Consider the following 12,313-nt stretch of genomic DNA (forward strand, 5'->3'; position numbering starts at 1 on the left):
ACTTACGGTAGATAAAAGGATCGAGACTATCAGCGGAATGTCAGTTGGGTGTGATTGCTATGCACAAAGTTCAAGTCAGATTGGCCCAAATGGAGGTTTTACCCGGGCGACCCCGGGAGAATACCACCACAATGTTGGCCTTGATTGAGGTCGCGAAACAGGATCAGGTACAACTTCTTGTTTTTCCGGAAATGGCCATTCCGGGGTATTTGCTCGGGGATGAATGGGAACGTGCAGCCTTTTTGCGTGAGTGCGAAGCGTGTGGCAATGAAATCCGGTCCGCCGCCACCGGGTTGACGGTTATTTTCGGGAATGTGGGGCTTGATTGGCGCCTGAAGAATGAGGATGGCCGGACTCGCAAATATAATGCCCTGTTTGTTGCCGAGTCGGGTCGTTTTATCGGGCCGATAGAGTGCCCTTATCCCTTTGTTATCAAGACGCTGATGCCAAATTACAGGGAGTTTGATGACAGCCGCTATTTTTATGACACCCGGAAGTTGGCGTGTGAACTGGGACGGCCTCTGTCTAAACTGATTGCGCCGGTCGTTACCGCGTGTGGGCGGATTGGTGCGGTGCTGTGTGAGGATGCATGGGATAGTGACTACGATGTGTCGCCCCTTAAAATTCTGGCGAAGCATGGTGTGGATTTTGTGGTTAATGCGAGCTGCTCCCCGTTTACTTTCAACAAAAACAATAAGCGCAATCGAGTATTTGCCGCGGCCGCGGCCAGAATTCAGCGGCCTCTGATTTACGTCAACACGACGGGTCTTCAGAATAACGGGAAAACGGTTTTCACGTTTGATGGGGCCTCCTGCATTTATGATGGGCACGGGAACAGTATCGAGCCGCTGGCCCCATATACCGAAGGCGTTATAGATTTCATGATGCCGGTTGGGGGGCGCCAGGCTTTTGGCGTACCGATCGTTCCCGCCGCAGATGATGTCTCCATGCTTTTTGAGGCGATCCGATATGGTACGCGACGGTTCATGAAGGCCTGTGGGGTGGATCGGGTTGTGGTCGGGGCCTCGGGCGGGATTGACTCCGCCGTGGTGGCCGCCATCTATGGGTGTATTCTTCCCCCTGAGCACTTGTTGCTCGTTAATATGCCCAGCCAGTTTAATTCCAGCACAACCATTTCCCTGGCGCGCGAGTTGGCCCGCAATCTCGGGTGTGGTTATATGGAAATTCCGATTGAAGAAAGCGTGCATCACACGAAAACCCAGCTGTCTGAGGTCGAAATACAATGGTCTGGGGCCAGGCGAAAACTGGTTCTTACTGATTTTTTGCTGGAAAATATTCAGGCGCGTGATCGTTCCGCTCGTGTGCTGGCTGCCATAGCGGCTGCTTTTGGCGGGGTGTTTACCTGCAATGCGAACAAGTCAGAGATGACTGTTGGCTATACCACGCTTTATGGTGATCTGGGTGGATATCTGGCCAATATCGCCGACCTCTGGAAAGGTGAAGTTTATGCATTGGGTCGCTACCTGAACACTCATGTCTATCAACGGGGCGTCATCCCTGAGGGTTCATTTACCGTTGTTCCCTCTGCCGAGTTAAGTGCCGCGCAGGCGGTGGATAAGGGGAAGGGGGATCCCTTGATATATCCCTATCATGATTGTCTTTTCCGGACGTGGGTGGAAGACTGGAATCGGGTGACTCCTGAAGAGATTCTGGAGTGGTATCGGGACGGAAGTCTTGAAGCGCGTATTGGCTATGCCGGCAAAGTCAACGCCCTTTTCCCCGCCGTCAGGGAATTCATTGCGGATTTGGAGCGGTGGTGGAAACAGTATCAGGGGCTGGGCGTTGCAAAACGCATTCAGGCCCCGCCGGTGTTGGCCGTCAAACGCCGTGCGTTCGGTTTTGATCACCGGGAATCCCAGATGGGCCCCCGTTATACCCAGCGCTATGAAGCGCTGAAAAAAGATTTGATCGGGATATGAAAAAAATCGGTTTGGCACTTGGTGGCGGCGGGGCGCGTGGATTGGCGCATATTCCCATGTTGGAAGTCTTTGACGAGTTGGGTATCCGGCCTCATCGCATTGCGGGCACCAGCATTGGCGCGGTGATGGGGGCACTTTATGCCTCGGGGCTTTCGGGCGTGGAAATCCGGGAGGGCGTGCACAGTATGCTCATGGCTAAGGGGGAATCTTTTCGAAGCGCCATGCGCAGAAAAGACACTTTTAAATGGATCAAGTTTCTTGACTTGGAATTCGGTCATGGCGGTCTTTTAAAGGGGGATAAGTTTATTGATTTCCTTTATGAGGCCATGCGTGTCAGCCAGTTTGAGGATTTGCAGATTCCATTGCAGGTGGTGACGACGGATTTTCATTCAGCCGAGCAGGTGGTCATTAACTCCGGGGAACTTCTGGATGCGGTAAAAGCCAGTATGGCACTGCCCGGATTATTCACGCCTGTGCGCTGGGATGGCCGGCTTTTAACGGATGGGGGAACCGTTAATCCGGTTCCGTTTGATCTTCTCACCGATTGCGACATTGTGGTTGCCATCAATGTTATGGGGGCGTTGCGGCAGACCCGGCACAAAATGCCCAGCCTATTCCGAGTTGTGTTGGGTTCGTTCGACATCATGCAAAAATCCATTATTGCGGAGAAATTACGGCATGCCCCTCCTGAAATCTATATCGCCCCCGATATCATTAACGTCGATGTTTTGGAGTTCTATAAGGCCGATTTGATCTATGAACAGGCCCAGCCTGCGTGCCAGAAACTCAAGCAAGCGCTTGAGCGAGTCATGCTGGCCCGTTAGCCCCTCGCATTCAGGCCGCTTTTAAGTGTGGGTAGGCCTGGAATATGGAGAAGGGCTTTTTGGAGTTGATTGATGCCGGCGGGGATATGTTTCAGGAAGTACGAGGTGGCGGGTGCCGCGCCCAGTCGGCCGAATGCCCCCAAAGCCTGGGATAAGCGCTCCACGGCGGCGATCCAGAAAAGATCCCTTACGGGTTTACCGTTGGGAATCAACCCTAGATAGTATTCCAGAAGCTCATCGCGCACATCGGCAGGAAGATTGACATAGGGATCACAAAGGAGAGAGGCCAAATCATAGGCTGCCGTTCCCATCCGCATTCCCTGGAAATCGATCAGGAATACCTTTCCCGTGTTAATCAAAACGTTACTGGACTGCAGGTCGCGATGAACGATGACGCGCGGGGCGCGAACTTGAGCCGGAATCAAGCCCGCCAATTCCTTCCGAATCAGTTTGCACTGGTCTTCATTGATGGGGAGATGACGGCGTAAAAACTGATCACAGAACAAGGATTGTTCCCATTCATAAAGATGACGGGTGAAGGGCATTGATAACTTGAGGGGATGGCGCGCGGCGGCCCGCGTGGCCTGGGTATGCAGACAGGCCACGTTGTCCAGGGTCTGCTTATAGAATTCGATACAGTGAGCCCGGTCCAGGTTTGGCATAAGTTGCTCCAAGCTGTTTTCCCCGACATCTTCCAAAACGCATAGTTGTTCCTTCGGCCAATCGAGAAGCACGCCAGGTACGCTGATGCCCTGTTTGAGTAAAAATCTCGCCTGGCTGGTGTAAAGTCCGTTTTCCGGGCGTTCGAGGCTGTAGCGTACAACCATAGCGCTTTTGGATTTTTCCTGAGAGCCGGAGATTAGGCGGGTAAAGGTTCGTGCAGAACCTCGTGGGGGAAGCGGCAGAACAGTTGTGGCATTAGGATTCCAGTCGAGTTGATTGAGAACCCGGCTGATCACGGCATCGGGTAAATCGGCCGCGGGGATCGCCATATAAGAGGCACGGCTACTCAGCGTCACACCGTCCGTGATAATCGCATCCTGCACGTTGGCGCCGGGGAGGAGGGTGACATGATCCCAAAGTACGGACCGGTCGACTTTGGCTTTTGGATGAATGGTAGTACCTATGCCGGATGCCACAATCCGCCCGTCACGGGAGCGGAAGGATTTCCAGCGGGGCAACTCCAGCATTTCACGATGGGCGGCGAGATAGGATTCCGGGTTACCAATGTCTGCCCAGTAGGCATTTGGCACCACCACGCCGGCGATCTTTTCGTCTGCGACCAAAGCGTTTTCATAAGCATCGACAATACTGGCAAATCCGGATTCCGGAAGATACTTGAGGATCCCGGGGGAGAGCAGTTGCAATCCGCAGAAAGTTGCGGTGCCTTCAGTTTTCGCGAGTGGACTTTTGAATACACTGATCAGACCATTTTTGTGTTCAACGGTACGTGGTCCGCGTTCTGGGTGGAGCCATAAGGAGGCGATTGCAGCATGTTGATGGAAGGCCTTAATCAAGGGGAGTTCATCCAATTCGGCCATCACATCGGCATTGATCATCCAGAAAGGCTGATCATCCAGAAACCAGCGGGCTTTGGGCAGGACTCCGCCTGTTCCGAGCACATTCGGCTCGAAGGAAACATGGTATTTCATTCCCGGAACGGGGATGGTTTGGAGATAAGCCAGAATTTGATCGGCATGGTGGTGGGCATTGACCAGCACTTCCTTCACGCCCCAGCGCTGCAGTAATTGCAGGGTATGTCCCAGAACAGGTTGCCCCCATATGGGGAATAGTGGCTTGGGTTTGAGCAGGGTTAAGGGGAGGAGTCTTGAACCGAAACCTGCTGCCAGAATAATTGCTTTTCTAGGTTTATTCATCTTGTTCCATAAAGAAGGTGGGGGCGTCGTGTGTGTCTGTATTCAATGAGAGCTGGCTGCCATTGCGCGATAATTTCTGCGGCGGGCGTGTCCGCCTGAAGGGCCAATCTGACTTGGTCGGTTCCGAACAGGCTATCAAACCACCCGGGTCGTGTGCCGGGAGCGGTCCATAGCGGAGCATGTCCGTAGAGTGTGATGATATTCTCGATGAGGGTGATACAAGTTACTAACGGCCGGAACGTGGTGTAATCGGTAATGATGAGTCGCAGACCGGCAAACGACATTCCTTGATAAAGGCCGGACTGGGATTGATAATCAATGGGCTCAAATCTAATACCGGTAAGGCTGCTTGCGCTCAGGCGGTCGGCCAGCCGATCCCGCTCAAGCCAGGGCGCGCCAACCAGTTGAAATGCGAGGTTTGTTCCTGAGCCATAGTCCAACGCGGGAAGCGCTTCCCCGAATACAGTACAGGTGAAGAGACTGGCGGATTCCCAGGACTTTATGCGCGGGGAGGGGGGCATCCAAGGCGGCCATGAGCGTTGCCGTTCGCTTTCGCCGTTATAGCCTTGCATGGGAGCAATCCGGAGGTCCAGTTCTGGCAGGAATTGATTTTGGATCCATAACGCGGTCTCGGCAGGGGTCATACCGTATTGCATGGGCAGGGGGAGTGCCGCTACGAAACTCTTGAACTTATTGTCAGTGACAGGGCCATCTGCACTGAGCGGGAGCGGAACGGGGCGGTCGGCTATGATTACGGGAATATGGAATTCGTTTGCGGCTTCCAGTACGAGGGAGAGCGTGGAGACATAAGTATAGGGACGGGCTCCGAGGTCTTGAAACTCAACTACCAGGATATCGACGCCCTGAAGCATTTCTCGAGTGGGTTTTCGGGTAGTTCCGTATAAAGAGTAGATGGGGATATTCCATTCCGAATGCGATTCATCCTGTGTCGGATCGCCTGCTGCGGCAAGCCCCCTAAAACCGTGTTCAGGACCAAATAACGCACATAAGTTAACCCCGGGACAATGACGCAGTTTCTCAGCCGAGGTGATGCCGGCTTGATCAACGGCTGCCGTGTGACTCACTAGTCCCACCCGCGATCCTGCCAGCCAGTCTGGATGATCCTCCAGGAGAACATCCATTCCTGATTTAAAGGTTTTATCGACGCCTGTCATAGCGGCACTTTGGCACAGTGCGTATGAAAACTCAAAGGAAGAAGTCGGGATTCAGAAGTCGAAATTCCGGAGCGCTCTCGTTATTCAAAAAACTACTTGTTTTTTTTTAGGCGATCCTGCATATTCGCTTCTGAATTTTTCACAAAAACATAACCGTGAATAACGGGGAAACTGGATGAACGAGGAGATACTATGATGGAAAATGAATCACTGCGCGAGCCGAAGAACACGACCGTAATGCTTTTGTCTTTATTGGTTGTCTTTGTAACGATCTGGGCCATCATTGCCTCTGTCATGGCTTCTAGCCGCCGTAAGGATGTTGATCGGTTGACAGGTGAGAAAGAATTGATCCGGCAGGAGTCTGAACAATTGAAGCAGGATACCCTGCGTAAGATGGATGAAGTCGAGAAGCTCCGCCAGACCGCCATGGAATGGACCCGTCAGCACCAGCTTCGCCTTCAGGAAGAAATGCGCAAGAAGGCTGATGAAGCCGCTAAGCAGGCTCAGGTGAAAGCGGATGCAGCCAAAGCTCCTGTCAAGCCAGTCGTTCATACGGCCGGAAAGACGATCGTGAAGAAATCGACCGTTCCTGTGAAGAAGTCGACTGTGAAGAAATCGACCAAAAAGACAACGTGAGTCGAGTTCATTAAGGTTGAGACACGGGACGCTTTTCAGCGTCCCGTTTTCATTTTAAGAGGAAGTATATTTTAATAGAATTCTGAGAAAAGAGGTTAATATGGCGGGAATTTTCAAGGCCTATGACATTCGTGGCATCTATGGCACTCAATTGACCGAGGCATTGGCGAATGCTATTGGCCGGGCTTTTGTTACCTTTTTGAAATGCAAAAAAGTGGTGATCGGATATGACATGCGTCCGCATTCCATTCCCCTTTTTAAGGCACTTTGTGAGGGCATCACGATGCAGGGAGCCGATGTGATTAACATCGGCATGTGTTCGACGCCGATGTCGTATTACGCTAACGGTTCGCTAGGTGCCGATGCCAGCATCATGATCACGGCTTCACATAATCCCGGGGAATGGAATGGCTTTAAACTTTGCCGGGAGCAGGGGATTCCGATCAGTGGCGCCACCGGCATCAAGGAAGTCGAGCAGATTGTGCTCAATAAAGGGTTTGCCGCCCCAGCGTCATGTTCGGGTACGGTCACGGCCTATGACATCATTCCCGCTTACGTGAAACATGTACAAAAAGCTGCAGATATTCGACGTCCGGTTAAGATCGCGGTGGATTTTGCAAACTCAATGGGCATTCTGGAGGCGCGCTGCCTGGATGGAGTGGTTGAAATAAAGCGGCTTTTTGACACTCTTGATGGAACTTTCCCGAATCATGAAGCCAATCCCCTGAACACGGAGACCATGGAAGTGCTACAGGAAACAGTACGGCATGGGAAATTTGATTTTGGTGTGGCGTTTGATGGAGACGCCGACCGTGCCGGATTTGTCGATGAGAAGGGCGACATCGTGCCCATGGACATTATTACTGCCCTGATAGCTTCAAGTATCTTGGAAAGGGAGAAGGGCGTGATTTTCTACGACTTGCGCAGCAGTTGGGCCGTCAAGGAGACTATTGAAGCCAGTGGTGGTAAACCGATGATGAGTCGGGTGGGGCACGCCTTTATCAAGCAGCAGATGCGTGACAATAAGGCGATCTTCGCTGGCGAGTTGTCGGGTCATTACTATTTTCGCGACAACTACACGACGGAAAGTTCCGCCATGGCTGTGATATATATCGCCAATGTCATTACTAAGACGGGTAAGACACTGTCAGAGCTGATCAAGCCGATCCAACGCTATTTTGCCAGCGGTGAAATCAATTCCGAAGTGCATAGCGCTCAGGTTGTGCTTGATGCGATTCGTAAGAAGTACACTGATGGGAAGCTTCTTGAGCTGGATGGCATTACTGTTGAATATGCTGACTGGTGGTTTAATGTGCGTTGCTCCAACACCGAACCCTTGGTCCGGTTGAATCTGGAGGCCAAAACAAAGGCCGTTATGGAAGCGCGACGGGACGAATTGCTGAACTTGATCCGTGGAGCTTGACACAATCTATGACAACTATTGAACAAATGCTTTCGGACTGGATGCGGGCGGCTTTTCAGAAGACTTTACCTGAGGTTACTGAGGGGTGGTGGGCTATCGGTGTGGTGGCCACTACCAGTGCCGAATTTGGTGACTACCAGTGTAATCACTCGATGGGCTTTGCCAAACAACTGAAAAAGAATCCGCGCCAGATTGCTGATACGGTTGTTAAACAAGCGGTTCCGATTGATGCGGTTGCCAAACTGGAGATCGCTGGTCCTGGCTTTATCAATATTACCCTGAATAAGGATTGGCTTGCCCGTATGGTCGATACGGCAGGACGTGATCCAAGTTGCGGCGTGCCGCAAATGGGGATCGGCAAAACGGTGATTCTTGATTACTCCAGTCCCAATGTCGCTAAGCCCATGCATATCGGGCATATACGGTCTACGGTGATTGGAAATTCCCTGGATCGTTTGCATCGTTTTCTCGGGTATAAGGTGATATCTGACAATCATCTTGGAGATTGGGGTACCCAGTTTGGGATTATGATCATGGGCTATCGCCATTTCGCGGATCCCGTTGCACTTGAAGCCGAACCCATTGAGGAACTTGAACGGGTTTACGTTAAGAGTTACGAACAGTCCAAATCGGATGAAACTTGGTTAGCTCAGGCTAGGAACGAACTGGTGAAGCTTCAGGCGGGTGACCCCGAAAATCGCCGGCTTTGGCAGCAATTTGTGGAATTAAGTCTGAAGGAGTTCGCGCATATCTACAAGCGGTTGGATGTGACGTTTGATCTGATGCGGGGCGAAAGCTTTTATAACGACCGCCTGCCCGGTGTTGTTCAAGCTTTGCTGGATCAGGGTTTGGCACGTGAGAGTGAAGGGGCTTTGGTTGCCTTTTTGGATGATGAAAAATTGCCACCCTGTATCGTTAAAAAAACTGATGGTGGCTTTAATTATGCCACGACCGATCTGGCCACCATTCAGAGCCGGATTGCTGAGTTTAATCCTGACAAGATCATCTATGTGACGGATGAGCGCCAGCAGAACCACTTCCGGCAGGTATTTGCGGTTGCCCGTAAACTTGGATGTAAGACCCATCTTGAGCATGTCTGGTTCGGGTTGATGCGTTTGCCCGAGGGAACGTTTTCAACACGGCAAGGCAATGTGATCAAGCTGGAGAAATATCTGGACGAGGCGGAGGCCCGTGCACTTGCCGTCGTTAAGGAGTCCAGTCCCGAGATGCCCGAAGAAAAACAAAAGGACATTGCGCGTGCCGCAGGCATTGGGGCGGTTAAATATACTGACCTGAGTCAGAACCCCCAGAGTCTGGTGACTTTTACCTGGGAAAAGGCTTTGGCGTTGGACGGCAATTCAGCCCCCTATCTTCAATATGCCTACGCGCGTATTGCCAGTGTTCAGGACAAATATCGCGATCTATTCCCCGGTCTTGACTTGAATAACTATCCGATTCTGCTGGGCGAGCCTATTGAGCGGGTGCTGGCGGTCATGATCCTCCGTTTTCCGGAAACTGTGGTGCGTGCCGCAGAGGGTTACAAGCCGAGCATATTGGCTGATTACCTTTATGAATTAGCCTCTGCCTATAGCACTTTTTATCAGAATGTGCCATTCCTCAAGGCGCCGGAAGGCGTGCGCGAGAGTCGTGTGCGCCTGTGCTCGGTGGTCGCCAAACTCTTGCGACAGGGCTTGAAGTTGCTCGGCATTGAGACACCGGACAGGATCTAATGGGCTCTCCTTGACACACCATTTTCGGCCTTTTGTAGCCTTCCCAGTAAGAACGCGAGAAACTGTGGATGTATCCCATGGTAGGCGAGCAAGTGGTAGGGATGTGAATCCGGACTTGTGACGATAATGGCGCTTCGTCTGGATCCGATGCACCTGATTGTTGCCGATTTTCAAATTCGAGGCAGTTGAATCTTCGGATCAAGCCGCGCCGCCTGCATCAGGAACACCAGTGCCCAGCGATGTCCGCCAGATGATCCAGGGTCAGGGGAGTGCGGAAGTGCTTATCGATATGGGCGCGTACCCGCTCAAGGCGCGGCGAGGATTAAGATTAAGCATACCCCCTCCTACTGAAGGTGCAGGGCGATCTAGTTTCGCCCGTTGCGGATGTGGGAGGGGGGGGCGCCAAAACATTTGCGGAAACTCCGGCTGAAATGGAAGGGGCTTGAGAATCCCAGACGTTCGGCGATGGTCTCGATTTTGTCCGGAGAGGCGAGTAACAGTTGGCGGGCGAACTCGAGCCGGATCCCATCATAAAAATGTTTAGGAGTTTGACCGGTAATGGTTTCGAACACCTGTCGGAAGCGCCGATCGCTCAAGCCAGCCTGCTGGGCCATTTCGGCTACGCGATACGACCCGTCGGTGAGGGCATACATGGTCTCGATGGTATGCATCACCTTGGCCTGGTGGGGAGAGGCTTGTTGTTGTTCCTGAACGGCCGCAATCCAGATGTGGAGGAGGTAGGCCAGACCTGCGGAGGCAAGACTGCGTTGCGCCGGGGCCTCCTTTCTCAAGGTGCTGAACAGGTGCTTCAGCAATTCCAGTTCGTCGGATTTCGCCGGGACGTTCATGATTTGGCGGAGCGGGAAGAACAAAGGGCCGCTGACTCTGAATTCGAACCACCAGAAGTGCCATGAGCCTGCTTCCTGTCGGTACTGTCGAATAAGGTCATTTTCCACAATCAACAGGGTTTCTTGTGAAACCTCAAAAGTCTCACTGGTATTAAGCGTTACGCTGCCTCGTCCCCTTATCGTTCGCAGGGCGATCATGTTTTGTGTGGCAGGCTGATCACGGGTTACACAATAGGAAGCATCCGCCCGAACATGCCAGAGGGTATTCAAGGCCAGGCATCCCCCCGGGAGCCCTCCATTTCTTGCATTGGAACAATCCTGCCACATAGTTATGCCGATTTATGTATGAAAATAGCCGATTCGTCCATTCTTTTTTTATCAGTTTTTGCGTATTATACTGATTATTCGTGTTCAAAGCCGCATTCAAACGCATGGGTTAACAAGTAAAGGAGTCTGAAATGAGTATGAAAAGTTCTGAGTTGGTCGGTGCTGAGGGGATCTTGGCGCCAGTGCCGCGTGAGCGCATGAGTTCGGGTGCCCGCAAGCTTCGGGATGCCTATGAGCGTAAACCGGGTGCGCCCATATTTCATCGTGAATTCTACATCTGGGCTGACGCGATTGAACGGTGGAAAGCGGAGGAGGGGATGCCTGCCGATGTGCCTCAGGAGCAATTGTTTGGTTACGATCCGCCTGGGAGTCATTCGCTGGGACAGATCGGGTGGTGTGAGGCTGAGTTCCGGCCTTGTTTTGAGACCAAGTTGATCGAGGACCGGGGCGAAACGGAATTGGTGCAGGATTTTGCAGGACGCCATGTTCTGTTTTTCAAGGGGCGTCGACATGGCTTCATGCCCGAATATGTGGATCATCCCGTCAAGGACATGCGCACCTGGGTGGAGAATGTGAAGTGGCGGATGAATCCGGCGAGTCCTGAACGCTATGCGGACTTGGAGTTGCGTATGGCCGCTGCCAGTGCGGCCGCTGCGGAGGGGCGGTACATTGTTCAGAATCTTGTTGGAGGCTATATGTACTTGCGCAGCCTCATCGGCCCCGAGGAATTGTTATACGCTTTTTACGATATGCCGGACATGGTGCATGATTGCATGAAAACGTGGTTTGAGCTGGCCGATACCGTGATTGCCCGGCATCAGCAGGCGGTGACCATTGACGAAATATATTTCGGGGAGGATATTTGCTACAATCACGGTTCGCTGATCTCTCCGGAAATGATGAAGGAATTTATCCTGCCGTACTACCAGCAGTTGATTGCCAACCTGAATGCGCGCCAGCTTGATCGCACGCGCCATCTCTATGTGCAGATTGATACGGATGGGTTTGCCGATCCGGTGATCCCCATTTACCGGGAGAGCATCGGAATGGATGTGATGAGCCCGTTTGAAGTCGCCAGCAACTGTGATGTCGTGGCAACGCGTAAGCAGTATCCTGATCTCGTGATTACCGGCGGGATCGACAAGCGTGTGCTGGCTCAAACGCCGCGTGATATTGATAGAATGGTCGAGAGGATCATTCCTTTCATGCGGGAATGCGGCGGCTATATTCCCACGTGCGATCACGGTGTGCCCAACAATGTGTCTTACGCTAATTACATGCATTATCGAATGCGGTGCCTGGAGTTGGGCGGCTGAACGGGTCATTAGCCAGCAAAAGCGGGTCAATGTGGATTTTCCCGTCTGGATGATTCATTCCCTCGACCGCGAGACGCATCGGTTGGGCGTGACCCGCCAATCCGTAATTACCCTAGTGCATCAGATCATTGAGATTAGGCTTGATGCCGTAAAACTTCGTCGTTAGCCTCTAGATATATGTTTTTAACTTCCGGCATTGCCGGGTTAGGAGAATAGG

9 protein-coding genes are annotated in these 12,313 nt (G+C 52.3%); 6 read left to right on the forward strand and 3 right to left on the reverse strand.

Annotated features, from left to right (window positions below):
* The first annotated feature begins 59 nt into the window (after positions 1-59).
* Both nadE and WCI03_00385 read left to right on the forward strand, forming a co-directional pair.
* The gene (nadE, locus tag WCI03_00380) at positions 60-1,940 is read left to right on the forward strand and encodes an NAD(+) synthase (GenBank protein ID MEI8138301.1); all 1,881 of its coding nucleotides are present in this window, start codon (positions 60-62) and stop codon (positions 1,938-1,940) included.
* The gene (locus tag WCI03_00385; protein MEI8138302.1) at positions 1,937-2,764 is read left to right on the forward strand and encodes a patatin-like phospholipase family protein; all 828 of its coding nucleotides are present in this window, start codon (positions 1,937-1,939) and stop codon (positions 2,762-2,764) included. Before nadE ends, WCI03_00385 begins: the two co-directional genes overlap by 4 nt.
* On the opposite strand, the gene WCI03_00390 is transcribed toward WCI03_00385, so the two are convergent.
* Both WCI03_00390 and WCI03_00395 read right to left on the reverse strand, forming a co-directional pair.
* On the reverse strand, positions 2,761-4,641 hold the full coding sequence (locus WCI03_00390) for a sugar phosphate nucleotidyltransferase (GenBank protein MEI8138303.1): 1,881 nt from the start codon (positions 4,639-4,641) through the stop codon (positions 2,761-2,763). The genes WCI03_00385 and WCI03_00390 overlap by 4 nt on opposite strands.
* Positions 4,638-5,816, reverse strand: a complete 1,179-nt coding sequence (locus WCI03_00395) for a DUF1343 domain-containing protein (GenBank protein MEI8138304.1) — start codon at positions 5,814-5,816, stop codon at positions 4,638-4,640. Before WCI03_00395 ends, WCI03_00390 begins: the two co-directional genes overlap by 4 nt.
* A 192-nt stretch (positions 5,817-6,008) precedes the next feature.
* Here WCI03_00395 and WCI03_00400 point away from each other — a divergent pair, with 192 nt between their 5' ends.
* From WCI03_00400 to argS, 3 genes are all read left to right on the forward strand, one after another.
* Positions 6,009-6,452, forward strand: coding sequence for a hypothetical protein (locus WCI03_00400; GenBank protein MEI8138305.1), 444 nt, complete (start codon positions 6,009-6,011; stop codon positions 6,450-6,452).
* Between the two features lie 100 nt (positions 6,453-6,552).
* Positions 6,553-7,875: a phosphomannomutase/phosphoglucomutase gene (locus tag WCI03_00405; protein MEI8138306.1), complete on the forward strand. Its 1,323-nt coding sequence runs from the start codon at positions 6,553-6,555 to the stop codon at positions 7,873-7,875.
* Between the two features lie 8 nt (positions 7,876-7,883).
* A complete protein-coding gene (gene argS / locus WCI03_00410; protein ID MEI8138307.1) occupies positions 7,884-9,605 on the forward strand; it encodes an arginine--tRNA ligase in 1,722 nt (573 codons plus the stop codon).
* 365 nt (positions 9,606-9,970) lie between these two features.
* Here argS and WCI03_00415 read toward each other — a convergent pair whose 3' ends face one another.
* Complete coding sequence (locus WCI03_00415; protein ID MEI8138308.1) at positions 9,971-10,723, reverse strand: AraC family transcriptional regulator; 753 nt, start codon at positions 10,721-10,723, stop codon at positions 9,971-9,973.
* A gap of 188 nt (positions 10,724-10,911) precedes the next feature.
* Between WCI03_00415 and WCI03_00420 the strand changes: the two genes are divergently transcribed.
* Positions 10,912-12,096: a uroporphyrinogen decarboxylase family protein gene (locus tag WCI03_00420; protein MEI8138309.1), complete on the forward strand. Its 1,185-nt coding sequence runs from the start codon at positions 10,912-10,914 to the stop codon at positions 12,094-12,096.
* Positions 12,097-12,313: the final 217 nt, after the last annotated feature.

It is taken from the genome of bacterium (assembly GCA_037143175.1).
GTDB lineage: Bacteria > Verrucomicrobiota > Kiritimatiellia > CAIKKV01 > CAITUY01 > JAABPW01.

What these genes read in the sequence shown, in the direction of transcription:
- nadE (MEI8138301.1), top strand. Translation starts at nt 60, where the DNA reads ATGCACAAAGTTCAAGTCAGATTGGCCCAAATGGAGGTTTTACCCGGG.
- argS (MEI8138307.1), top strand. Translation starts at nt 7,884, where the DNA reads ATGACAACTATTGAACAAATGCTTTCGGACTGGATGCGGGCGGCTTTT.
- WCI03_00405 (MEI8138306.1), top strand. Translation starts at nt 6,553, where the DNA reads ATGGCGGGAATTTTCAAGGCCTATGACATTCGTGGCATCTATGGCACT.
- WCI03_00420 (MEI8138309.1), top strand. Translation starts at nt 10,912, where the DNA reads ATGAGTATGAAAAGTTCTGAGTTGGTCGGTGCTGAGGGGATCTTGGCG.
- WCI03_00400 (MEI8138305.1), top strand. Translation starts at nt 6,009, where the DNA reads ATGATGGAAAATGAATCACTGCGCGAGCCGAAGAACACGACCGTAATG.
- WCI03_00385 (MEI8138302.1), top strand. Translation starts at nt 1,937, where the DNA reads ATGAAAAAAATCGGTTTGGCACTTGGTGGCGGCGGGGCGCGTGGATTG.
- WCI03_00395 (MEI8138304.1), bottom strand. Translation starts at nt 5,816, where the DNA reads ATGACAGGCGTCGATAAAACCTTTAAATCAGGAATGGATGTTCTCCTG.
- WCI03_00390 (MEI8138303.1), bottom strand. Translation starts at nt 4,641, where the DNA reads ATGAATAAACCTAGAAAAGCAATTATTCTGGCAGCAGGTTTCGGTTCA.